Annotated in this window: 25 protein-coding genes; 15 read left to right on the top strand and 10 right to left on the bottom strand. The window is 48.8% G+C overall.

The genetic code is table 11. The annotated features are described in order from the left end of the window. Position 1 precedes the first annotated feature (1 nt). Positions 2-700, top strand: a complete 699-nt coding sequence (gene urtE / locus LVQ77_RS02665; RefSeq protein ID WP_232903582.1) for an urea ABC transporter ATP-binding subunit UrtE — start codon at positions 2-4, stop codon at positions 698-700. Positions 701-803: 103 nt separating this feature from the next. Then, positions 804-1973 (top strand): GNAT family N-acetyltransferase, encoded by a 1170-nt coding sequence (locus tag LVQ77_RS02660; protein ID WP_232903581.1) that lies wholly within the window; start codon positions 804-806, stop codon positions 1971-1973. A gap of 40 nt (positions 1974-2013) precedes the next feature. On the opposite strand, the gene ydeE is transcribed toward LVQ77_RS02660, so the two are convergent. Then, positions 2014-3216, bottom strand: coding sequence for an efflux MFS transporter YdeE (gene ydeE, locus LVQ77_RS02655; protein ID WP_232903933.1), 1203 nt, complete (start codon positions 3214-3216; stop codon positions 2014-2016). Positions 3217-3404: 188 nt separating this feature from the next. Here ydeE and eamA point away from each other — a divergent pair, with 188 nt between their 5' ends. Further along, positions 3405-4298, top strand: a complete 894-nt coding sequence (gene eamA / locus LVQ77_RS02650) for an O-acetylserine/cysteine exporter (RefSeq protein ID WP_232865832.1) — start codon at positions 3405-3407, stop codon at positions 4296-4298. Positions 4299-4343: 45 nt separating this feature from the next. On the opposite strand, the gene marB is transcribed toward eamA, so the two are convergent. The 3 genes from marB to marR are packed head-to-tail and all read right to left on the bottom strand — an operon-like array spanning position 4344 to position 5442. Then, positions 4344-4559: a multiple antibiotic resistance regulatory protein MarB gene (gene marB, locus LVQ77_RS02645; protein WP_034455622.1), complete on the bottom strand. Its 216-nt coding sequence runs from the start codon at positions 4557-4559 to the stop codon at positions 4344-4346. A 52-nt stretch (positions 4560-4611) separates the two neighbouring features. After that, positions 4612-4986, bottom strand: coding sequence for an MDR efflux pump AcrAB transcriptional activator MarA (gene marA, locus LVQ77_RS02640; RefSeq protein WP_064518792.1), 375 nt, complete (start codon positions 4984-4986; stop codon positions 4612-4614). Positions 4987-5007: 21 nt separating this feature from the next. Beyond that, entirely contained in the window at positions 5008-5442 is a 435-nt protein-coding gene (gene marR, locus LVQ77_RS02635) for a multiple antibiotic resistance transcriptional regulator MarR (protein ID WP_064518793.1), read from the bottom strand. 200 nt (positions 5443-5642) lie between these two features. Between marR and LVQ77_RS02630 the strand changes: the two genes are divergently transcribed. Continuing rightward, positions 5643-6314 (top strand): MarC family NAAT transporter, encoded by a 672-nt coding sequence (locus tag LVQ77_RS02630; protein ID WP_232865831.1) that lies wholly within the window; start codon positions 5643-5645, stop codon positions 6312-6314. Between the two features lie 43 nt (positions 6315-6357). Here LVQ77_RS02630 and LVQ77_RS02625 read toward each other — a convergent pair whose 3' ends face one another. Next, entirely contained in the window at positions 6358-7551 is a 1194-nt protein-coding gene (locus LVQ77_RS02625) for a sugar transporter (RefSeq protein ID WP_064518830.1), read from the bottom strand. 166 nt (positions 7552-7717) lie between these two features. On the opposite strand from LVQ77_RS02625, the gene LVQ77_RS02620 reads away from it, so the two are divergent. The 5 genes from LVQ77_RS02620 to LVQ77_RS02600 all read left to right on the top strand — a co-directional run bounded on the left by LVQ77_RS02620 (position 7718) and on the right by LVQ77_RS02600 (position 13777). Further along, positions 7718-8515 carry a PhzF family phenazine biosynthesis protein gene (locus LVQ77_RS02620; protein ID WP_232903580.1) on the top strand — a complete coding sequence of 266 codons (798 nt, stop codon included), beginning with the start codon at positions 7718-7720 and terminating at the stop codon, positions 8513-8515. A gap of 118 nt (positions 8516-8633) precedes the next feature. After that, positions 8634-9560, top strand: coding sequence for a glutaminase B (gene glsB, locus LVQ77_RS02615; protein ID WP_232865829.1), 927 nt, complete (start codon positions 8634-8636; stop codon positions 9558-9560). Positions 9561-9731: 171 nt separating this feature from the next. After that, complete coding sequence (locus LVQ77_RS02610; protein ID WP_232903579.1) at positions 9732-11171, top strand: GGDEF domain-containing protein; 1440 nt, start codon at positions 9732-9734, stop codon at positions 11169-11171. Between the two features lie 155 nt (positions 11172-11326). Continuing rightward, the gene (locus LVQ77_RS02605) at positions 11327-12778 is read left to right on the top strand and encodes a tagaturonate reductase (RefSeq protein ID WP_232903578.1); all 1452 of its coding nucleotides are present in this window, start codon (positions 11327-11329) and stop codon (positions 12776-12778) included. Between the two features lie 63 nt (positions 12779-12841). Further along, entirely contained in the window at positions 12842-13777 is a 936-nt protein-coding gene (locus tag LVQ77_RS02600) for a zinc-dependent alcohol dehydrogenase family protein (protein ID WP_232903577.1), read from the top strand. A 24-nt stretch (positions 13778-13801) separates the two neighbouring features. On the opposite strand, the gene dsbG is transcribed toward LVQ77_RS02600, so the two are convergent. Next, the gene (dsbG, locus tag LVQ77_RS02595) at positions 13802-14566 is read right to left on the bottom strand and encodes a thiol:disulfide interchange protein DsbG (protein ID WP_232903576.1); all 765 of its coding nucleotides are present in this window, start codon (positions 14564-14566) and stop codon (positions 13802-13804) included. A 145-nt stretch (positions 14567-14711) separates the two neighbouring features. Between dsbG and LVQ77_RS02590 the strand changes: the two genes are divergently transcribed. Both LVQ77_RS02590 and LVQ77_RS02585 read left to right on the top strand, forming a co-directional pair. Continuing rightward, positions 14712-15002 (top strand): VF530 family protein, encoded by a 291-nt coding sequence (locus tag LVQ77_RS02590; protein ID WP_154150454.1) that lies wholly within the window; start codon positions 14712-14714, stop codon positions 15000-15002. Positions 15003-15024: 22 nt separating this feature from the next. After that, positions 15025-15813, top strand: a complete 789-nt coding sequence (locus LVQ77_RS02585; RefSeq protein WP_232903575.1) for a phosphotransferase — start codon at positions 15025-15027, stop codon at positions 15811-15813. A gap of 26 nt (positions 15814-15839) precedes the next feature. On the opposite strand, the gene LVQ77_RS02580 is transcribed toward LVQ77_RS02585, so the two are convergent. From LVQ77_RS02580 to LVQ77_RS02570, 3 genes are all read right to left on the bottom strand, one after another. Continuing rightward, a complete protein-coding gene (locus tag LVQ77_RS02580) occupies positions 15840-16844 on the bottom strand; it encodes a FecCD family ABC transporter permease (RefSeq protein WP_232903574.1) in 1005 nt (334 codons plus the stop codon). Next, positions 16844-17800, bottom strand: coding sequence for an ABC transporter substrate-binding protein (locus LVQ77_RS02575; RefSeq protein WP_232865821.1), 957 nt, complete (start codon positions 17798-17800; stop codon positions 16844-16846). Before LVQ77_RS02575 ends, LVQ77_RS02580 begins: the two co-directional genes overlap by 1 nt. A gap of 231 nt (positions 17801-18031) precedes the next feature. Further along, complete coding sequence (locus tag LVQ77_RS02570) at positions 18032-18823, bottom strand: ABC transporter ATP-binding protein (RefSeq protein ID WP_232903573.1); 792 nt, start codon at positions 18821-18823, stop codon at positions 18032-18034. 143 nt (positions 18824-18966) lie between these two features. On the opposite strand from LVQ77_RS02570, the gene LVQ77_RS02565 reads away from it, so the two are divergent. Genes LVQ77_RS02565 through LVQ77_RS02555 form a run of 3 tightly spaced genes read left to right on the top strand, consistent with a single transcriptional unit; the run spans position 18967 to position 21762 of the window. Continuing rightward, complete coding sequence (locus LVQ77_RS02565; protein ID WP_232903572.1) at positions 18967-20022, top strand: ABC transporter substrate-binding protein; 1056 nt, start codon at positions 18967-18969, stop codon at positions 20020-20022. After that, positions 20009-21013, top strand: coding sequence for a FecCD family ABC transporter permease (locus LVQ77_RS02560; RefSeq protein WP_232865818.1), 1005 nt, complete (start codon positions 20009-20011; stop codon positions 21011-21013). The genes LVQ77_RS02565 and LVQ77_RS02560 overlap by 14 nt, the downstream gene beginning before the upstream one ends. Next, complete coding sequence (locus LVQ77_RS02555) at positions 21010-21762, top strand: ABC transporter ATP-binding protein (RefSeq protein ID WP_232903571.1); 753 nt, start codon at positions 21010-21012, stop codon at positions 21760-21762. Before LVQ77_RS02560 ends, LVQ77_RS02555 begins: the two co-directional genes overlap by 4 nt. On the opposite strand, the gene LVQ77_RS02550 is transcribed toward LVQ77_RS02555, so the two are convergent. Then, positions 21746-22471 carry a substrate-binding domain-containing protein gene (locus LVQ77_RS02550; RefSeq protein ID WP_232903570.1) on the bottom strand — a complete coding sequence of 242 codons (726 nt, stop codon included), beginning with the start codon at positions 22469-22471 and terminating at the stop codon, positions 21746-21748. The genes LVQ77_RS02555 and LVQ77_RS02550 overlap by 17 nt on opposite strands. A gap of 620 nt (positions 22472-23091) precedes the next feature. Here LVQ77_RS02550 and LVQ77_RS02545 point away from each other — a divergent pair. Further along, the gene (locus LVQ77_RS02545) at positions 23092-23682 is read left to right on the top strand and encodes a lipid-binding SYLF domain-containing protein (RefSeq protein WP_232865815.1); all 591 of its coding nucleotides are present in this window, start codon (positions 23092-23094) and stop codon (positions 23680-23682) included. Positions 23683-23707 lie beyond the last annotated feature (25 nt).

Genomic DNA, 23707 nt, shown 5'->3' with positions numbered 1-23707 from the left:
AATGTTACAGGTCAACGATCTAAACCAATACTATGGCGGCAGCCATATTCTGCGTGGTGTCTCCTTTGAGGCCAAAATCGGCGAAGTCACCTGCCTGCTGGGGCGCAATGGCGTGGGAAAAAGTACGCTATTGAAATGCCTGATGGGGCTGATCCCGGCAAAATCAGGCAGCGTAAATTGGCAGCAGAGCAACATCACCAGCCGTAAACCACACCAGCGTGTGCAGGCGGGAATTGCCTATGTGCCGCAAGGGCGCGAAATATTCCCGCGTCTGACGGTGGAGGAAAACCTGCTGATGGGGCTTTCACGCTTTGCAGGGCGAGATGCAAAGCAGGTACCTGAAGAAATTTACCAGCTTTTCCCTGTGCTTAAAGAGATGAAACAACGGCGCGGTGGCGATCTCTCTGGTGGCCAGCAGCAGCAGCTGGCAATAGGTCGTGCGCTGGCATGTAAACCACAATTATTGATTCTGGACGAACCAACAGAGGGGATTCAGCCATCGGTAATTAAGGAGATCGGTCAGGTTATTGGCAGCCTTGCCGCTAAAGGTGATATGGCTATTTTGCTGGTGGAACAGTTTTATGATTTTGCCGCACAGCTTGCCGATAACTATTTGGTGATGTCGCGCGGTTCGATTATCCAGCGTGGCAAGGGTACCGATATGGAAACCGATGGGGTCAGGGGGCTGGTGGCAATTTAGATATTATGGTCTGGTTTACCACAAAAATTATGGCTCTGTTTGTTATGCCATAACTTGTTTATATTCAGGTAACTTATCGTTATTGCGCCCGTGGAGGCCTGAATTGACTCTAAATGAACATCAACAACCGATTGGCCATGCACTTCCGGATTGGCAGCCTTGCCCGCGACCACAGCGTGTAGTGCTGGAAGGGCGTTATAGCCGCCTTGAACCGCTGGCACCTTCTCATACCGCTTCACTTTGGGCTGCGTGGAATACGGCAAAAGACAACAGCGGCTGGACATATTTGAGTGTTGGTCCCTTTGTGGGCCTTCAGCAATTTGCCGATTTCATAGAGAGCGCGACGCAAAGCCACGATCCCATGCATTACGCAGTGGTTGATACCCAAAGCGGCGATGCGCTGGGCACTCTGTCTCTAATGCGCATCGACCCGGCAAATGGTGTGATAGAAGTCGGTTTCGTTATGTACTCCCCATTATTACAGCGCACCGTTCAGGCAACCGAAGCTCATTACCTGTTAATGAAGTACGCCTTTGAGCTGGGTTATCGTCGTTATGAGTGGAAGTGTGACAGCCTGAATGGCCCATCGCGCCATGCGGCTATTCGCCTTGGTTTCCGTTATGAAGGGCTGTTCCGCCAGGCGATCGTTTATAAACATCGAACTCGAGATACTGCGTGGTTTTCAATTCTCGATAGCGAATGGCCGCAAATTCAGCAGGCTTTTGAAGGGTGGCTGAGTTTTGAAAATATGGCTGGCGGCGTGCAGAAGCAGGGGCTGGCCCAGATCCGTGCAAGTCTGATGAGCAATCGTCCAATCCAGGCCAGACATGCGGTTCAGGTGCGCGCTCTGGTTCAAAGCGATTACACACAGTGGGCTGCGTTATGGCAGGGGTATCTAACTTTTTACAACTCGCAAATTAGTGACGCTGTCACTCAATTGACATGGCAGCGAATGCTTGATGTCGCCGAGCCGATGTATGCGCTCGGCGCATTTGATGAGCAGGGTAAAATGGTTGGTATTGTGCATATGGTTTATCACCGTGGCACCTGGTCGGCCGAGGATCATTGCTATCTTGAAGATCTGTTTACCGCACCTGATTCGCGTGGCAAAGGGGTTGGCCGGGCACTGATTGAAGGTGTTTATCAGCATGCGCAATCAAAAGGTTGCGGGCGAGTGTATTGGCATACCCATGAAACCAATGCGGCAGGCCAGGCGTTATACGACAAGTTGGCGGATAAGCCTGGGTTTATTCAGTATCGCAAGAATTTGTAGTCAGTTATTTCGGGTGGATTCGCGAAGCGACATCCACCATTTAATTGAGAGCCAACTGCGGTTTCACCGCCATTCCTTTCACAATCATCAGATAGGCCAGTGCAATCGCCACCATCAATGCTACGAATAACATCGATGGTGGGAACCAGGTCAGCATCAAGCCGGTGAACAGCGGGGTACATGCACCGCCTAACCAACCCAACTGCTGCGCCGAGAAATAACTCGCTTTAAGTCCTTCAGGTGCAATGTTATCAACCAGCATGTATTCACCTGGCGCAAATATCAGCTCACCGAGTGTAAACACTGCCGCAGAGACTCCCCATAACAGCAGGTTATCGCCTGAGATCATAAAACCTGCCAGACCCACTATGAAAAACAGCGTACCGTAGCCCATCAATTTTTTGATGTTGTCCGGGCGAATGCGTTTGCCGACCATATACTGGAAAACTACCACCACAAAAGCATTCACCGGCAGTACCACACCCACCACTTTTTGTGCCAAATCTGAATCAGAGATCGCAATCGCGTATTGAGATAAACATGCAGCAAAAGAGCCAAACACCAGCGAACCAAGAAATGCGGACAAGGTGAAATACATCAATGCCTTGTCTTTAAGCATCTGCCGCGGGGAAAGTACCGCCCCATCGGTAGAACGCGAAGGGGCAACCGGCACGCTATGCACATAGCGGCTAATCACGATAAACGGGATTATTGCGGTTAGACCTGAGAGCCAGAATGGCAGGTTGGTGCTGTAGAGCACCGCCAGGGTGCCGATTGGTGGGCCAACCGTCCAGCCGATATTGGCGCAGGTGTAATTAAGCGAGAAGATTTTCGGCTTTTGGTGAATTTCTAACGTGTCAGAAAAGTACCCTTTCAGCACCGTAGCAAATACTGAATACGCGCAGTTTATGAGTGAATAGAACACCACCACCAGAACGGCGCTATTCACCAGCGGAATAGCGATAAAGCCGCCGAGGAAAATCACTATCGACAACAGCATGTATATTTTCTTGTCGAATTTATCCGCGAGAATGCCAAACCATAGGCTAAACACCACACCCGCCGTAAGCGCGATGGTCAACGCCATACCAATTTCGCTTAACGGCATACCGTACTGCCGGGATAGATAAATGGTCATAAATGGCAGTGTCAGACCACGCCCTACGGTGAGTAGTAGCGAAGAGAGCAGTAAAACGCTGATGGAGAGTTGCTTACCAGAAAAACGAGCTGCTAAAGAAACCATTTTGTTGTGTGTTTTTAGTATGTTCACGAAGATGTATTTCAGATTTAGCATGAAGAATCGGCAAAGTATAGATGGCGTTTATCATGGAATGCTTTCTGTGCTTATGCTTAAAAGTGCGATCTGTATCTGTTTTCAGATTGGATATAGCCTTAAATTTTAACAAAATTGCAATAAACCGAGGGCAAGGTATGACGCGTAAAGATGGGCTACTGGCGATGCTGGTAGTTGTAGTGTGGGGACTTAATTTTGTAGTCATTAAAATGGGACTACATAATATGCCGCCGCTGTTACTGGCTGGTCTGCGCTTTCTGCTGGTTGCCTTTCCCGCATTGCTGTTTGTCGCGCGCCCTAAAATTCCCTTTCGTCTGCTTGCCGCTTACGGGCTGACTATCAGTTTTGGGCAGTTTGCATTTCTGTTTAGCGCAATCAAGTTTGGTATGCCCGCCGGACTGGCTTCACTGGTACTTCAGGCGCAGGCATTTTTCACCATTATCCTTGGTGCGTTTGTGTTTCAGGAACGCCTGCAAGGTAAACAGCTGGCGGGAATAACGCTTGCGGTGATCGGGGTGCTGGTGTTGATTGAGGGCAGTCTCGGTGGGCAGCATGTTGCCTTGCTCGGTTTTATGTTGACGTTGGCAGCGGCGCTTAGTTGGGCATGTGGGAATATCTTTAATAAAAAAATCATGCAACTTGAGTCTCGTCCACCGATTATGTCTTTGGTGGTGTGGAGCGCATTAATCCCGGTGCTGCCCTTCTTTGCCGCCAGTTACCTGCTGGATGGCCCAAACGTGATGTGGCAAAGCCTTATTGCCATTGATATGACGACGATTTTGTCGCTGGTATATCTGGCCTTCGTGGCGACGATTGTTGGTTACGGCATTTGGGGAAGTTTGTTGGGTCGCTATGAAACCTGGCGAGTTGCGCCATTGTCGTTGCTGGTGCCAGTGGTGGGGATGGCGAGTGCCGCGTGGTTACTGGATGAAACACTGTCGTTCACGCAGTTGGCAGGGGCGTTACTGATTATGGGGGGCTTGTATATTAACGTCTTTGGCTTGCGGATTAGACGGGCGATAGTCAGTTAATTTCATCTGGCGGGCTAACATAAGTGCGCCCGCCAGATGCGGAAATTAGCGCGTACTTTCGTGGTAGTAAGGCGTACCCAACAACTCTGATTTATCACCAATCGTATCGCGGGAACTGCAATTGGTATTGTTGTCAGAAGGAGGGAGAATCATCCCGCCGTGATTGCTTTGGGTGGCGTTAAAACTGCCGGGCTGCTCCGCCAGAGCGTTAGCGGAAGCCAGAATCAGTACCAGGCTTACAGCGCCGATAAAACGTTTCATAAATCCTCGGTGTCTGTTTTAACCAGACGGTTGCATAGCGTTTGTTAATTTTTTAATGATTTAGCGGGTGAATAAACTTTCCTTCGCCACCTGAACACGCAACGCGGTATCTGTGAGGTGGCACAGAGAAGTAATTCTTGAACGTGCGGGTGAGTGTCTGTTGTGACTCAAACCCATAACGCTCTGCTAAATAGAGAATCGGCTCGTTGCTCTCTTTAAGCATGAGGGCGATCTCGGTCAATTTGCGATTGCGGATGTATTGGCCTAATGAATGACCAGTCTCTTTTTTAAACATCCTTTGCAGGTGCCACTTCGAGTAGCCAGAACGCTGTGAAACCTTCTCAAGTGACAGAGGGTTTTCCAGATTCTCTTCTATCCAGTCCAAAATGCTTTGAATTGTTATGGCATCATTGTTCCGTCTGGACATCGTTTCACCTCTTTTCAGGTTTTACGGTAATACTTTTGTCAGCAGTTGATAAAGTGTGTTCACTTCGTCATCTGTCAGGTTTTTAGTTAGCTCTTGATGCAGGTTTTGCCCTACAAGCTGATGGCATTTTTCGCACAACGTTTTCCCTTCTGGAGTCAGTCGTACCAGCACACCGCGTTTGTCGTTTGGGTTGGGCAAGCGTTCAATCCATCCTTTGGATAGTAGGCGATCTAACATGCGCGTGAGCGCACCGAGGTCTACCGACAACGCTTTCTTCAATTCCACCGGTTGCAAACACCCTTCGCAATAAATGCTGCAAAGCACCTTAAATTGCGTAGCGGTGATATCGAGAGGGGAAAGGTGATCGTTTAGCAGGCGGTCCTTATGCTGGTTAACCATATGGATAAGGCGTCCCAAAGGAATGACTTCATTAAACAGATCGTTGGTGCTTTTCACTATGATTGCCCAGGCAAGTATATTTAATCACGGCAGATATTATTGCTCAGGCAACCATAAGTCAACGTGATGATTCTGCGATGACACGAATAGCTAAAACGGTACAGTTTTTAACATTGATACAAATCCGATAACGTAAACGCAGAAGGTTGGCTGCTATACTCAGCGGCGCAGTAAATCACCTTAATTAAGGACTAAAGATGATGGAATTGGTTAAGGCCATAGGGTTTGGGTTAGTGGTGCTACTGCCGCTGGCTAACCCATTGACCACAGTGGCATTGTTCCTCGGGCTTGCCGGAGATATGAACAAAAAAGCGCGTGATAAAACCGCGTTGATGGCGTCAGTCAACGTCTTCATCATCATGATGGTTGCGTATTACGCTGGGCAAGTTGTGATGAATACGTTCGGTATTTCGATACCGGGTCTGCGTATTGCGGGTGGTTTGATTGTTGCGTTTATCGGCTTCAGGATGCTATTCCCGCAACAAAAGGCACATGAGTCCCCCGAGGCGCACACCAAGGCTGAGGAACTGGAACAAGAGCCGGATACCAATATCGCGTTTGTGCCGCTTGCGATGCCAAGCACTGCGGGCCCTGGTACCATTGCGATGATTATCAGTTCATCGTCAACGATTGAACACGGCGTCAATTTCTCTAATTGGGTTGTGTTGGTGGCGCCACCGATAATCTTTGCGCTGGTGGGCGTGATCTTATGGGGTAGTTTGCGCAGCTCTGGCGCGATTATGCGTCTGGTCGGCAAAAGCGGTATTGAGGCAATTTCCCGTCTGATGGGCTTCTTGCTAGTTTGTATGGGTGTGCAATTTATTATTAACGGTGTGCTGGAAATTATTACCCACTTCCCAGCGAAGTAAGTTTGATAAGGGCCGCGGTATCAGACCGTAGCCCTTAACTCACTTAGTGGCTTTGTTGCTCTTCAAGCGATACGGGCCAGCGACGGAATATCAACACCGACCAGATAAGCGCTGCCAGGGCTGGAACCGCACCGACCAACCCGATACTCGACATATCAAAATGCAGGCTGACCTGGTTTCCAACCAACGCGCCCGCACCAATCCCAAGATTAAAAATCCCTGAGAAAAGCGCCATTGAGACGTCTGTTGCATCCGGGGCCAGCGCGAGTACTTTTACCTGCATACCCAGCGTAATAATCATAATAGCGATGCCCCAGAACAGGCTTAATATAGTCAGGTTCACTGTGCTTTGTGCCGCGGGCAAGAGCAATGCAAGGCAAAGAACTAACAAGCCGATTGAGCCGCTAACCAGCATAGATGAATGGCGGTTGCCCAACTTTCCAAACATCACGCTACCAATAATCCCGGCACCACCAAGAACCAGCAACAGGAAGGTGGCTACGTTGGCGCTAAGGCCTGCCACGGTTTGTACAAATGGCTCGATGTAGCTATAGGCGGTGTAATGCGCGGTTACGACTACTGCTACCAGAACATACAGACTCATTAACGCCGGACGTTTGAACAGCAGTGGCAAACTTTTCAGTGAGCCAGAATGTTCGCTTGGTAATTTAGGCAGCAGCTTGATAACACAAAATAGCGTCAGAGCGGCTATCACGCCGATGGCGAAGAAGGTGGTGCGCCAGCCGAAATACTGGCCGACTACGCGCCCAAGCGGCAAACCTAAAACCATCGCCAGCGCAGTGCCGGTTGCAATCAAGCTCAGCGCCTGAGCTTTTTTACCCGCAGGTGCCATACGAATGGCCAGAGATGCGGTTATCGACCAGAAAATAGCGTGAGCAAACGCGATACCAATGCGGCTTATTACCAGCACGGTGAAGTTCCAGGCCACGAAAGAGAGCACATGGCTTGCGATAAACAAGGTAAAGATGCCAATCAGCAGTCGTTTACGCTCAACCTGGCTGGTCAATAACATAAATGGCAGGGACATCAGCGCAACGACCCATGCGTAGATAGTCAGCATGATCCCGACTTCTGCAGTTTGCATACCAAAACTACTGGCGATATCGGAAAGCAAACCGACGGGAACAAATTCGGTGGTATTAAAAATGAAGGCCGCAACCGCGAGTGTTACGACGCGTAACCATGCCGTTTTGCGTGAGACATTACTTATTGTCATAGATTGGTTTCGCGCTGATAAATGAACTGTTAGGAGAGGCGGTGATCATAAAACCATCGATCCAGCCATACAACCCATTTTGTGATTTAAGTCTCATTTAATTGTGCTGTTAATCCTGCCTCTCATGGCATGGTATGTAACTGGGATAGGTGGTGGAGAAAACGCGATGCAGCAAATTGATTTTTATATGGTAGATGCCTTTACCGATACCACTTTTGGTGGCAACGCAGCGGCGGTGTGTCCACTTACGGATTGGCTGCCTGATGAAACCCTGCTGGCAATGGCTCGCCAGCATAACCAGTCAGAAACAGCTTTTTTTATTACTACAGATGATGGCTTTGAATTGCGCTGGTTCACCACGCAGGGGGAAATTAATCTCTGTGGCCACGCAACGCTTGCTACGGCGCATGTGATTTTTGAGTATCTCAATTACCCTGAGGCCTCAATCCACTTTACTACCCGTTTCGTTGGCCCACTGACGGTTACCCGCAATGGTGACTGGTTAACGCTGGATTTCCCGGCAACCAGCAGCGAGCCTGTTGAGCCGCCACAATTACTGCTCGATTGTCTGGGGATTAGTGATTACCAGGAAGTCAGGCTTGGGCGCACTTATACCGTTCTGCTCGAGAATCAACGGCAGGTTGAAGCGGTAAATCCTGATATTCAATTGATGCTCAAGCTCAACCAAAAGGTCTGCATCACGGCACCTGCCGAAATTGAAGGTTACGATTTTGTCAGCCGTTTCTTCTCACCTGCTGCGGCAATTACCGAAGATCCGGTTACCGGGTCAACTCACACCATGTTGATTCCTTATTGGGCGCAACGGTTAGGCAAAACACAGATGTTGGCTCGTCAGGTTTCCAGTCGTGGTGGTGATTTGCGCTGTCAACTCGTTGGCGACAGAGTACTTATAGCGGGTAAAGCTGCAACTTATTTGATTGGGAAAGTATTTCTGCGCAGTTGAGTTGTTTTCACTTGAAACGCATCGGCTGGAAAGCGCTGTTGCGCGTTTTCATCTGCCTGACGTGGCGGTGGTCTGATATAATGGCGGGCGTAAAATACCCGCCAATCAGGAGTTTGCAGTGCCAGGTCTGTTAGATAATCAATTGCTGGAAGATATTCTCACACAGGTACGGCCATTAATTGGTCGCGGTAAAGTGGCGGATTACATTCCTGCACTGGCGGAAATTCCAGGAGATAAGCTAGGTATTGCTGTTTGCACCGTAGAAGGTGAGGTATTTAGCGCAGGGGATGCAACTGAGCGCTTCTCCATTCAGTCGATCTCTAAAGTACTGAGTCTGGCGTTGGCAATGGCGCGCTATGACGAGCACGAAATCTGGCAACGCGTGGGTAAAGAGCCATCAGGGCAACCATTCAATTCCTTACTCCAGTTGGAGCTTGAACAAGGTAAACCCCGTAATCCGTTTATTAATGCCGGCGCGTTAGTGGTATGCGATATGTTGCAAACTCGTTTGAGTGCGCCGAGGCAACGTATGCTGGAAGTGGTGCGTGTGCTTGCGGAGCAACCTGACCTGGCTTATGACTCACGCGTAGCGAAATCTGAGTTTGAACATTCGGCCCGTAATGCGGCGATTGCCTGGCTTATGAAATCATTCGGCAATTTCGATAACGACGTGATTACCGTTCTGCAAAATTACTTCCACTACTGCGCGTTGAAAATGAGCTGTACTGAATTGGCAAAAACCTTCCTGTTTTTGGCAAACCAGGGGCGCGCATTGCATCTTGATGATCCCGTTATTACGGCTCAACAAGCGCGGCAGATTAATGCATTGATGGTCACCAGCGGAATGTATGATGGTGCCGGTGAGTTCGCCTATCGTGTCGGGATGCCTGGTAAGTCGGGTGTCGGCGGGGGAATCATTGCCGTTGTGCCCCACGAGATGTCGATTGCTGTCTGGTGCCCGGAATTGGATGCTTCGGGGAACTCGCTTGCGGGAACGGCAGCGCTTGAGATTCTGGCGCAGCGAATTGGTCGCTCAATCTTCTAAGACTTTTGTAAACTATGCATATTAGAGCCTGATGGATCAGGCTTATAAGATTTATCTCGTTGGTAACAGGTTGTACCAGATAAAATATGCTAAGCTAAAATTTATTTTTTGCACTCATCTCGTTGTATTATTTTATTAAGCAGTGCATGCATAATTATGAGTTAATACAGCATGTCTAATCACAATAAATTTATGATCTTTTCGCCTGAAAAACGGCTGGCTAACGCCATCAATATATTTGTTATTACTACATTGTTTTACTTCTTTGGGGCTTCACTTCGCCTGATTGATGAGCTGTCTCTCTTCTGGCCGCTGAATGCAGTGCTGGCTGCCGTGTTTGTGCGCAACCCGTTCCTGAATCGCCCTGTATATTATTTCCTCTGTTATAGCGCGATGGTGGTCTACGACGCCTTTACCACGCATTGGGGTTGGCAATCAGCGATAATAAATCTCTCCAATATGGTGTTTATTATCATTGTAGCCCTGCTATTACTCCGTTATTCCCGGGATGAAGATGAAAATAATTGGGCAATTAATGCCTTTAAACTTTTCTATTTTTGCCTTATTGGTTCGGTGCTCAGCTCTTTATTAGGATCTTTGGGCTCCCTTGGCCCTTCTTCAGACTATCGCCAGTTAGTCCCGCTGTATGCTGATTGGTTTAGTGAGCAATTCTCTACCGGCGTCCTGATGATGCCATTTTTGCTTATGGCTAAATGGCCGCAGTGGGGCAAGATGCCCGCTTTTCATTTTTCGAAACTGTACCCATTGCTGAGCGTTATCATTTCGGTGATTGCCTCAGTGGTAATTGGTGGTGCAGGGAGTCTGGCGTTCCCGTTGCCAGCCCTTATCTGGTGTGCAATCCGCTACCCATTGCCGATGACCGCGTTGGTTACGTTTTTAACCGGCGCTATCGAGATTGTTCTGGTCGCCAACTCAATAGTGGTGATTCACGATAGCCATCCGCTGGTGGTAAATGAGATGTTCTCTGCACGTCTGGGGATTGCCACTATGGCGATTTGCCCGCTGATCGTGTCGGTCAGCGTAGATGCCATTAACCGCCTGATTAAACAGACCTCGCTGCGTGCCGATTATGACTATCTTACAGGTGTGCATTCTCGTTCAGGCCTTTATGAAGCACTGAAAATTACCGCGCCGTTAATGCATAAACCTGGGCAAAACTTGTCTGTGATGCTGCTGGATATCGATTATTTCAAACGTATCAATGACAACTATGGTCATGAATGTGGTGATGTCGTGTTAAGCGCTTTTGCCGGGCAATTAAGAAAGGCGGTGGGTGATGAAGGGCTGGTGGCACGTCTGGGCGGTGAGGAGTTTGTGGTGGCTTGTAGCACCAATTCCGAAGATGAGGGGTATAAGATTGCGGAGAAAATTCGCCAGAGCATAGAACTCACAGCGTTTCGTTATCAGCAACAAACATTGTTTATTACCGTCAGTATTGGCCTTGCTGTTGCAATACCTAAAAATGAGCCGCTGCTTGATGTGTTTAACTCGCTGTTGGCGGAGGCTGATAAATACCTCTATTTATCCAAGCGTAATGGCCGCAATCAAACAAGCACCGCCACCTACAAAGAACTGGCTATCAATAGTTAGTCGCAGATAGAGAGTTGTTCTACCAAAAATGGGTGTAAAAATAATTGGTATAACAACTCTAACTTGATCAAAACGGGGTTTCACTTCGTTGAGTTCTGGTAATTTGGACAGGATTTTTATGGTCGCTCATCCTGTACACACCAAGGAACAACATAGTGAAAACACTTAATCGTCAAGACTTCCCTGGCGCCCAATACCCTGAACGTATTATCCAGTTTGGTGAAGGCAACTTCCTGCGTGCTTTCATCGACTGGCAAGTCGATCTTCTTAATGAACACACGGATTTAGACGCGGGCGTTGTTATCGTACGTCCTATCGACAGCGCATTCCCGCCGTCGTTATCTACCCAGGATGGGCTATATACTACGGTTATCCGTGGTCTGAACGAGCAGGGCGAAGCGGTAAGTGACTCGCGTCTGATTCGCTCCGTTACCCGTGAAATCAACGTCTATCAAGAATATGAAACGTACCTGAAACTGGCACATAACCCAGACATGCGTTTCGTGTTCTCTAACACCACCGAAGCGGGTATTAGCTACCATGCAGGCGATAAGTTTGAAGATGCGCCAGCGGTAAGCTACCCGGCTAAACTGACCCGTTTGCTGTTCGAGCGCTTTACTCACTTCAACGGTGCTGCGGATAAAGGTTGGGTTATCATTCCTTGCGAATTGATCGACTACAATGGTGACGCACTGCAAGAACTGGTTCTGCGTTATGCACAAGAGTGGGAACTGCCTGCAGCATTCACCCAATGGCTGAACGACGCTAACACATTCTGTTCTACGCTGGTGGACCGTATCGTTACGGGTTATCCACGTGACGAAGCTGCCGATATTGAAAAATCTTTGGGCTACAAAGATAGCTTCCTGGCTGCTGCTGAGCACTTCTACCTGTTTGTTATTCAGGGGCCTGCGTCACTGGCGCAAGAGCTGCGTCTGGATAAATATCCGCTGAACGTGCTGATCGTTGATGACATCAAACCTTATAAAGAACGTAAGGTTGCGATCCTGAACGGTGCTCACACTGCGTTAGTTCCGGTTGCTTATCTGGCTGGTTTGAACACCGTTGGTGAGTCTATGAACGATGCCGAAGTTTGTGGCTTCGTAGAAAAGACCATCGCTGAAGAAATCATCCCGGTATTGGATCTGCCACGTGACGAATTACAGTCATTCGCACAAGCTGTGACCAGCCGTTTCCAGAACCCGTATATTCAGCACCAACTGCTGTCTATCGCGCTGAACGGCATGACCAAGTTCCGTACCCGTATTCTGCCGCAATTGCTGGCAGGCCAGCAGGCTAACGGTACTCTACCTGCGCGTCTGACTTTCGCACTGGCAGCACTGATTGCCTTCTACAAAGGCGAGCGTAACAACGAAAGCTATCCGTTACAGGATGACGAGCATTGGTTGGTGCGTTATCAGCAACTGTGGACTTCACTTGGCGACAAACAGATCACCGAGCAGCAGTTGGTTGAAGCGGTACTGTGCGATAGCGATCATTGGGGCCAGGATTTGACTCAGGTTCCAGGTATGGTTGCTAAAGTTAGCGAAGATTTGCAGGTTATTCTGACTCAGGGTATGCGTGCCGCAGTAGCTCGTTACTGCTAAGTGCCAAACCGGTAGAAAACCTTGATATAGTGCCTCCAGGCTTTGCTTTGAGGCACTTTTTTTATGCACAATTCTGCACTCTGGTTCCGGCAATTTGGCCAACCAGAACACGTCATTACTCTTGAGCAGGCAGAACTTACTCCGCGTCCTTGCGCAATGTTGCGCGTACAAATGCGTTATGCCCCAGTCAATCCTTCAGACCTTATCCCGATAACTGGTGCTTATCGTCATCGTGTGATGCCGCCGCGAATAGTGGGCTACGAAGGTGTTGGTGTAGTTATCGATGCGGATAATCCCGAGTGGATTGGTAAACGCGTTTTACCGTTACGCGGTGACGGTACCTGGCAGCAATGGGTTGATTGCCCACAGCAATGGGCTGTACCTGTCCCTGATAACATTCCCGATCTATTGGCTGCCCGAGGATATATCAACCCGCTTGCGGCATTCATGATGCTTAAACAATGGCCGGTGCGAGGGAGGCGCGTGTTACTAACCGCGGCAAACTCCTCCTGCGCGGTATTGCTTGCTCAGTGGGCCACTATTCAGGGCGCGACAGAAGTTGTTGGTGTGTGCCGTAAAGAAGATCAAAAAGCTATGTTGCTTCAGGACGGCATTAGGCCGCTTATCATGGATGATCATGAAGCGCTGCGGATTACTGCACAGCAGGCCGATGTGGTTTTCGATGCGGTGGGCGGGAGCCTTGCGACTTTGCTGCTATCTCATCTTCAGGCCGAAGCAGATTTTGTTTCCTACGGCCTGTTGAGTGGTGAACCCTATCAAGCCAAAAGTTACGTAACAAGACCTCAGAGATTTCATCTGCGCGATACCCTGGCTGTGACTGACTCAAGAGAATGGCAGCAGTGGTTCGTCGAGCTTTGGCCGCTACTTGCGAACAGCCAGTTACCCGATGTTAAGCTATTTGCATTGGCGAAGTGGCGCGATGCATTACGGGAATTTGCTGTTTCAGGGCGACGTTGCAAGCCAGTTTTGGCGATGTAACGTGACAACGTCACCCGTGAATGGTTACTTATCGCCACCCATAATCGTTTTCATGGTTTCTTCATCAGGCAGGCCCTGATGTTGTTGCAGACGCCCATCTTTATTGAGGTAATAAATAGAAGGAGTGGCCGTTCCGCCGAGTTCATCCATTAACGCCAGGTTATCTTCCAGCGCTTTCGTGATTTCAGGTTTGATGGTTGTCGGGATTTTTAATGCCAATTTCCCTTTGCTACTTTCATATTCCGCCAGTGTTTTAGCCGGATCGTCAGCCATCATGATGGCTGCGGCTTTTTGCCCACTGTCCGGTCGTAACATCCCAACCATTAAGACACGCAACTGTACCTTTCCTGAATTCAGCCAGGGTTGCGCATTTTGCCAAAATTGAGTGCAGTACGGGCAGTAAGGATCGGCAAACGCATAGACAATTTGCGGGGCATCTGCTTTTCCTGCTGCTATCCAGTGGTTTTTCTCAAGTTTCTGCCACATCTCTTTGGCCATGGGCGCATAAACCCATTTCTCGACTTGCGCATCGCTGAGGTTTTTCCCGGTGGCATCAACCAGATTGCCCATAATTGCATGCTCTTTATCCGGGGTCAGAAACACGGTTGTGCCTTGCCCCTGGAATTGCATCACGTAGCCTGCCAGGTCGCCAGGGCCTTTAAATTCACCTTTGATTTCAAATCCTTGCTGCTGTAAGGCGGTAATTGGGGCAGGGAGTTTAGCCTCAGTTGCCAGCGCAGAAGTGCTGGTTAGCAGGGCAAGCGACAGGGTCCATACTGCATGTTTCATTACGTATTCCTTATCATTCTCTTGATGAATGTATGCACGGGTAGGCTACATGTCGTACGCTTGTAAGGAAAGTTCTCGTTTAGAAAGATGAGGCCGCGTTATTTTGGTATCTTATGCGCAATTATTTAGATCTACTGGACGCATTATGACCCACTCATCAAAAGACCCTCTGCACGGCGTGACGCTTGAAGCTATTGTGAATGCGTTAGTTGCACATTTCGGCTGGGAAAAACTGGCAAAACTTATCAATATCAATTGTTTCAAGAGCGACCCAAGCGTGAAGTCCAGCCTCAAATTTTTGCGTCGCACGCCATGGGCGCGCAAGGAAGTCGAAGATCTGTATATCGATATGGTAGAGACAACAAACGAGGCGCCACAAGACCTTCCCGCTGATAGCCCGTGGGCTAACTGGCAAAGTAAGAAAGACCAGGAGTAGCAACCAATAGCGGGGTGAAGTGATGAGTGATTGTCTGGCAAAAATGGGGGCTGCCCGTGTTCGTCGAACGTCATTCCATGGTATCGAATGCATTGAAAAAAGCCCGAGCAGTACAGTCGAGTTTCAATTCTATCAATATGTTGCTCCGTCATTTCGCTCCGCAGGTATCGCTATACCCGAGTTGTTAGCTTGCGATGCCGAAACCCAGACATTAACCCTGGAATATATTCCCCACGCTATGAGTCAACATGCGTTAGCGGAACGCCACGACGTGTTGAAGACTATTACGCGTATTCATCAATACCCCGTCGATAAGCATTGGGCCTTTAAACACCACCATTGGCTGCAGAACAAAACAGCAAGCGCGCTTGAGCTGCTGAAGCTACCGAATGAGTCTGTTGCGATTGTTCTCGATATTGAAAAATATGGCGCATGCCTGTTTAGCCCGCAAACGCTTATCTCTGGCGATACCAATGCAGGGAATTGGGGAATAAGAGATCAGGGAGAAGTGGTGTTATATGACTGGGAGCGATTCAGTACCGGCAGCCCGGCAATTGACCTCGCCCCCTTAATTAAAGGAATGGGAAACATCTCTGATTACATTCATATCGCAAAACGATATCAGGAAGTTTCACCATCCACTGATGCCGCAGCACTGGCTCAGGAGATTGCTATCTGCAAACTATGGATAGTCACCGAAGTCCTCGATATTCTTTCTCGCAACCATAAGGCTGATCTCAGCAAATATATCGATTGGTATCGCAGACATTTGCCAACATGGCTAACTCAGCTACGGCAATTCTTAGGATAGGCCGTCGCCGTAGTGACGCTTAGTATTTAGCTGACGCGGCGTAGCAGAATCACCAGGACAAACACTCCGCCAACACCGGCGGTGATAATCCCAATTGGCAGTTCCTGAGGGGCTGCGAGTGTTCTACTAAGAATGTCACCGGCAGAGAGTAGGATTGCGCCCATTATACCCACCAGTGGTAATAATCTTCGGTGACGCACTCCGGCAAAGGGACGCGCCAGATGCGGTACCATCAACCCAACAAAACCAATCACACCGGTTAGCGAAACCAGGATTGCGGTGGTCATAGAACAGCAGAGGAAAACCTCGGTTCGTAAGCGATTGACGTTAATACCCAGTGACCAGGCGGTTTGCTCTCCAGCCAACAGGGCATCGAGGGCTCGCCAGCGTTGGGATATCAGCACAATGAGAATGACCAGTGCGGTAGCGGCAAATCCGAGATTTTCCCAGCGTGCATAACCTAAACCGCCAAGCGCCCAAAACAGTGCATTACTGGCAGCCCGCTGATCGCCGGAAAAAATCAAGAAGTTGGTCAATGCCCCAAATAAAAATGACACCGCCAGCCCGCATATAATCAGCTTTTCAGTTCCTTTATGTGATTGCGACATAAAGATAATCATCACGGCCGCGGCAGACAGCATCCCACCGACAAATGCGGCTATGGGTAATGTCCACGAACCCAGACTGTCGCCAAGACGGGTTATCACCAGCACCACGCCTGCAGAAGCACCAGAAGAGAGGCCGAATAAAAAGGGATCGGCTAAATCGTTGCGCGTGGTGGTTTGTAGCAAGGAACCGACCAGAGCCAACCCGGCACCGGCAATCATGCCCAGTATCGTTCGTGGTAACCGTAATTCGAGCACGATGCTTTTTATCATCGGATCGACCTCACCATGCACCAGGCCGAGGGAGGTCAACACTTGTGAAAATGAGAGTGGCACGCTGCCATTCGCAACACTTGCCAGAACGAGCCCCGCAAGCAAAAGTGGGGCGACTATCCATACCAGCAAAAAACGCTTGTTAACGAACATTAGTTAAATGCTGCCGGATAAAATGCGCGGGCAAGTTTAGTAATCGCGGTGATATTGGCAGGGCCTGGTGTCAGTTCCTGATACTTCAGTTTCAGATAGCGATGATGAAGCACCGCTGGCGTATTCTTCATCAGCGGATGTTGTTCCAGGAAACGCCGTAATCCATCAGCGCCACCGTTATAGTCAGACTGATAGTCCATCAGAATAATAAACTCAGGCTCCGCGGCAGCAACACTTTCCCAGTTGGTCGCGGCCCAGCTTTTATCCATCGTATCCATGACGTTTTTACCGCCAGCAGCTTCGATAATTGCCGTTGGCATGGCATACGCACCGCTGGTGAAAGGCTTATCTTCGCCTGAATCGTAGAGGAAAACGCGCACTGGTTTATGCCCGGCAGTCTTTTGGGTTAAGTTCGCAACCTCCCTTTTCCAACTATCGACCAATTTCACGGCATCTTCTTCTTTGCCAAAGACTTTCCCCAGGCGCAGCATATCGCCATATAGCAGCTCCATACTGGCGCGTGGGCGATGGCTATTAACGTGGATACAACTTTCACTCAGGATCAGCGTCTTGATGTTAAATTTTGCCAGTGCCTGAGGCGTGACATCGCCACGTAAACCGTAATTCCAGCCTGCGAAGAACAGGTCGGGCTTTGCCGCCAGTAACGTTTCCATCGAAGGGTATTTGGGTGCAATCTCCGGGATAGAACCCTGCAAACGAGTAAATGCGGGGATGTTTTTGTACCAACCAGAAATGCCACTGACGCCTACGATTTTTGGTTGTAGATGTAGAGCGAAGGCCATTTCAGACATATTGATGTCATGAACGACCATGCGCTTAGGTGCCTCGGTAAACGTCATTGGTTTACCACAGTTATCGACGGTGACCGGGAAGCCAGAGGCACCCGCGCCGCCAGAAATCACGGTCAGTAACGCCGCCAGAATTGATTTTTTCACACATACTCCTGATTCACTATTGCCGCAAGTGACTGACCTTGCACACATGAATAGCGGGGACAGGGTGTCCAGAATGGAACCTCACCTGAGCACACTTCCCGGATAGCGACGTGCGCTAAAACGGTAGAACCGAAAGCGAAACTCTCGCTTCCTGATAAACCGCCGCACCATACAGGAATTGATGGGGTGAATAGGTCTGGTCAGATCAAACAATGCTTAGTTATTTGTATTTCAATCAAATTGTGATGGCAGGGCTTCGAAGATGCGCAGTGTTTTGCCACTGTTGGGATGTGTAACATGCAGGCTCTGCATACCGAATATCTTTGCAAGCCAGGGGGAGTCCAGAACCTGCGCCGGCGTACCTCGGCAAATCAGTTGCCCCTGGTTCATCATCAGAACCTGGTCTGAGAAAGGTTGAATTAATTCAAGATCATGCAACACCGCAATGGTGGTGATGTTTTTGTGTCTGACGAGGCTGAGCAACTGATGACGGGCAAGTGGATCGAGATGATTGGTCGGTTCGTCCAACAACAGCAAAGCCGGTTGTTGTGCCAGAACACGGGCTAAACCTGCTCGTTGGCGCTCACCACCGGATAATTTCCCCAAAGAAACCTGTTGTAAATGCGTGATACCAACATCATCAATCGCTTCAGTAATGGCCTTTTCATGTTCGACATTTGGATATTCGGCCTGCCAGGGAATGCGCCCCAATGCCACATATTCCCGGACTGTTAGACGTAAATCTGCATTATCATGTTGGGTCAGTAGCGCGACGGAGCGCGCGCGTTCAATGGGTTTCATGCTGCTTAACGCTTTACCCCGAATCACAATCTCGCCGCGGGCGGGTAGCAGTTCGCTGATGATAAGCCGTAACACAGTCGATTTCCCGCTACCATTTGGCCCTATTATCGAAACAAACTCACCGGGATAAATATCAAATGACACCGCATTCACCTGGGGTGTTTTACCGGCAAAGAAGTGGGTTAGGTCACGAACAGATAGCAGGCTTTCAGGCGCGTTCATTGGCAATGTCATTAGCTGAAAATGGCGCTTAGGATATCAGCCATGTTTAGCCTGGCAAGCAGTAAGGATCGATAATCAGTTGCCAATGTCTTCGCTATATAATTTAATATATATCGAATTTACTCCTTTCCCAGATGGCAATTATGTTAATCCTTCGTAATATCGTACTGGTTCTTGCCAGTATGTTTTTCGCATTGAACGCCCAGGCAGACAGAATCATCACTGACCAACTTGGTCGCCAGGTTACTATTCCTGATCATGTTGAAAAAGTGGTGGTGTTACAGCATCAGACCCTGAATCTATTGGTTCAGCTCAATGCACAAAATGAAATAGCAGGAGTGATGACCAGCTGGAAAAAACAGCTTGGCCCTGAGTTTTCACGTTTTATGCCTGAGATTACCTCGCTGCCGACGCCGGGTGATCTCACCTCGGTAAATATCGAAAGCTTGCTGGCTATTCATCCGCAAGTAGTATTCGTCGCCAACTATGCACCCGCTGAGATGATTCAGCAGATTCAAAGTGCTGGAATACCTGTCGTGGCAGTCTCTTTGAGAAAAGATGCTGACGGGCAGCAGGATAAAATGAATCCGACGATGGCGGATGAAGAGCAGGCCTACAACGAAGGGCTAAAACAAGGTATCCGCCTGATTGCAGATGTGGTGGGGCGCAAACCTGAGGGTGAAGCACTCATCAAGTATACCTTTGCGGCGCGCGAGAAATTTAACGCACCGGTTGCAAATATCCCGGATACGCAGAAAGTGCGTGTCTACATGGCGAACCCTGATTTGATGACTTATGGCTCAGGAAAATACACTGGGCTTATGATGAAACACGCAGGTGCGCTGAACGTCGCCGCAGCCAGCGTAAAAGGGGCGCGCCAGGTTTCTCTGGAACAGGTATTACAGTGGAATCCACAAGTTATCTTCGTGCAAGATCGCTATCCGCAGGTGGTAACTGAAATCCTGAATGACCCGAACTGGCAGGGTATTGATGCCGTGAAAAACCATCGTGTCTGGTTAATGCCGGAATACGCGAAAGCCTGGGGTTACCCAATGCCGGAAGCCCTGGCGATTGGTGAATTGTGGATGGCGAAAAAACTCTATCCGGATGCCTACAAAAACGTCGATGTTGATGCCCAGGCGCAAGATTATTACCATAACTTTTATCGTGTGAACTGGCAGACCGATGCTAAGCAGTGAGTCATTTATTCCCCAGCAACTGGTACTGATTATCTCAGTGCTTTTGCTGGGAGTTGCTTCACTTTGCGTAGGTCAATATTCACTTACGCTCAGTGAAGTTCTCCATCAGCTAACGCATTACTCCGATACGCAAGGTATTGCCAACCAGGTCATCTGGACGGTAAGACTGCCGCGTATTCTGATGGCGTTGCTTGCCGGTGGTGCGCTGGGGTTATGTGGAGCAACCCTGCAAGGGGTTTTCCATAATCCGCTGGTTGATCCACATATCATCGGCGTGACGTCAGGCGCAGCCTTTGGCGGCACACTGGCGATTCTGCTAGGTCTTGAACCATTATTGATGATGGGGTCGACATTTTTCTTCGGACTGAGTGCATTGATTCTGGTCTATGCGATTGCCGCTTTGCAGGGGCGAGAAAACGCGTTGGTGCTTATTCTCTCCGGCATCATTCTGAGTGGTTTTTTTGCAGCCCTGGTAAGCCTTATTCAATATCAGGCCGATACAGAAGAAGTTTTACCTAACATCGTCTTCTGGTTGTTGGGAAGTTTCGCGACCGCCAACTGGCATAAAGTTATAATGCTGGCTGTTCCGGTCATGATTTCTACCGCGATTTTATTCCAGTTACGTTGGCGCATTAATTTATTGTCACTTAACGATAAAGACGCGCAGGCATTGGGTGTTTCCGTGGTACCACTTCGACGCAGCGTACTGGTTTGCTGTGCATTTTTGGTCGCAGCACAGGTGGCTGTCAGCGGCAGTATCGCGTGGGTGGGATTAGTCATTCCTCATCTGGCGCGTCTTCTGGTGGGAGTTGACCATCGCCGTTTGCTTCCTACAGCATTCTGGATGGGGGGCGGTTTTATGATTGTCGTCGATGATATTGCCCGCACGTTAATGCAAGCCGAAATTCCACTGGGAATCATCACCGCTTTATTGGGGGCACCGCTGTTTACCTTTTTGCTAATACACTCAAGCCGCAGAGGCCGTCGATGAAAACGGGTGAACTACGTGTTCAGCGACTGTTATATGGACACAAAGAGCCGTTGTTTGAACCGCTCAGCTTTCACTGCCAGCAAGGGGAGGTTTGGGCAGTTCTCGGACGTAACGGTTTGGGGAAAAGTACTTTACTTGACACACTGACAGGTACATTAAAACCCCTTGCCGGGAATATAGAGAATGAGGGCGGAATTGGTATTGTTGCGCAACATTCGCACTTGCCCTTTCCGTACACAGTAAGAGATGTGGTGCTGATGGGAAGGGCGCAGCATGTGAAGCTATTTTCACAGCCGGGTAGTGAGGACAAGCATAAAGTTATCGAGGCGCTGGAACAGTTAAATATTGCACAGTTGGTTTCAACGCCTTTTACTTCCCTCTCTGGCGGGCAGCAGCAATTAGTGATGATTGCCCGCGCACTTGTGACTGCCAGCCAAATCTTATTGTTGGATGAACCGTGCTCAGCACTAGATTTAGCTAACCAACAGGTAGTGTTACAACTGATTAGCGATCTGGCTCACCGCCAGCAACGCGGCATCGTTTTTACCACCCATGACCCAGTTCATGCATTACAGGTCGCAACTTATACGCTGCTACTTTTGCCTGGAGGGAAATGGTTGGCCGGCACGACCGATACCATCGTTAATGAAGCGAATCTGTATCAAGCGTATGGTTTAACGTTGCGTAAAATAAGGATGGACAACTACGCCACCCCATTTGTTGCGCCACTCTTTACGATTGAGAAGTGAGTGGTAAAAAACCCGCGCTAGTCAGAAACGCTTGTCCTTTATGGCTAAGAATAAATTCAACCAGCGCTATTACCTCTGCGGAGTTTTCGAGCACAGCCAACTGATATTCGCACCGAATATTGTGCTCAGGCGCAATCGCGACGCAACGGACATCCGGTTGCTCGGCCAACACTTTGCCATAATGCGCATAGCCGATAAACACATCAGCGAAGCCCTGGCGCAAAATCCAGGCGCTAGCCAGTTCACCTGGCGGAACGCTGAGTGTGTCACGGCCACCGACCAGTGGAATTGCCCGCAGGCGCAGTTGCTGCCCGAGACCTTGGTGAAACTGTTCGAGTTTATCAAACAGTGCCCATGTGTAATCACCAGACGGGTCACACCCAGGCGTGGATGTACCAACCCTTAATGCTGGGTCAGTGAGCAAGTCCAGCCAGTCGCCGTTTTTTTGCGTAGTTAATACCAGTTGATTCCAGGTGAAGGTTTCGGTTTTGATCGCTTTACCTGTCGCAAGTAAGTGTTGAGGATGCTCCCGGTTGGCAGAAGCGAAAAGTGCACAGGGTTCTCCCGCTTCAATGCGCTCTCTCAATAACCCTGCCGGGCCGTATTGCGCTGCAACCTCAATCCCGGTGAGATGGGTAAAATGGTTAAGTAGCGGGTTTAAAGCCAGTCGTAAACTGCCTGCGGCAAGCAAAGGTAAAACGCACGTCATTATTTTTAGTTCTCTCGCTGAAGGTTTGGTTCAGCAGATATAAACCATCATGCTTAACTTTTACTAATGGTTTTTGTTAATTTCAAAATCGCACTGCGTTATTATTCAGGCAGTACGCAAAGGGGTTAATCTGTAAATGCCCAAATGATAAGTTTATATAACTTGTAGGTTAGAAAACCAAAACTTAGTGCGAAGAAAATCGACACTATAGATAGCCTGGGATATAGATATTTTGGCATGTAATAGTAAAGATCAGAAAAAATCCACTTTGTCACCAGGTAGCTTAAGAACGAAAAGAAATATGCTTCAGCTATATTTTTACTTTTACGTTTCATGAGTAAAGACTCCGTCAATAATCAAGTAAAGAAATAACCATATATAACATTCATCGTAATATCCACTTAATTAGCTGGTTGGCTGATTTTTGCGCACGCCACGTTGATCTTTAACATCAAATTATTTCCAGTTAAATTTTGTATAAAATTAAACAAAGAAAATAAAATTCAGCACAAATTAAATAACACGCAACACTGTTGAAACATAAAATCCGCATTCTTATTTTTGGTATTTGGCAACAGAATTTGTTCGTTTTGCCGCCTATTTTTTGAATCAGGATATAGATGAAGTACAAAAAGCTCATTCTAATTGCCGCTTTGGCTATTGCGGGTTGTAGCGCAAAGGGCGATACGGCTAGCCAGCAACGAAGTGCCATTCAGCAGATGCGAATTGATACGCTGATAAAGCTGTATAAGGTCCACCCTGAAGCCCGCAGTGAGATTCTGAAGTCAAAAGGGTATGCGGTGTTCTCCAATAACAGCAGCAAGATTTTGTTATTTGGATTTGGCAGTGGATATGGTGTTGTGAAAGATCTCAGGTCAGGGAAAGACACCTATATGAAGATGGCACAGGCCGGCGCAGGACTGGGGATGGGGGTGAAGCAACAGCGAACCGTACTGGTGTTTAAGGACAGCAAAGCGCTGAGCAATTTCATTAAGAATGGCTATATTGTCGGCGCTGATGCGAATGCCGCGGCTAAATATGACGATAAAGGGTTGCCTGCGCTGGGGGCTTCGGCAAGTGCTGTCGCTCCGGACAATGTAGCTGTGCCTAAACCCGTGGGTGTATACGAACTCACCGAAAAAGGCCTTGCCGCACAAGCCATGGTTAATGGTTACAAATACTGGCCAGATGAAGCTCTGAACAGTAAGTGATGTAGAGAAGCTAACGGCACGATGG

Source organism: Buttiauxella cochleicola, from assembly GCF_021282435.1.
GTDB lineage: Bacteria > Pseudomonadota > Gammaproteobacteria > Enterobacterales > Enterobacteriaceae > Buttiauxella > Buttiauxella massiliensis.
The sequence above is the reverse complement of the archived record's forward strand: the minus strand, read 5'-3'. Positions and strand labels throughout refer to the sequence as shown.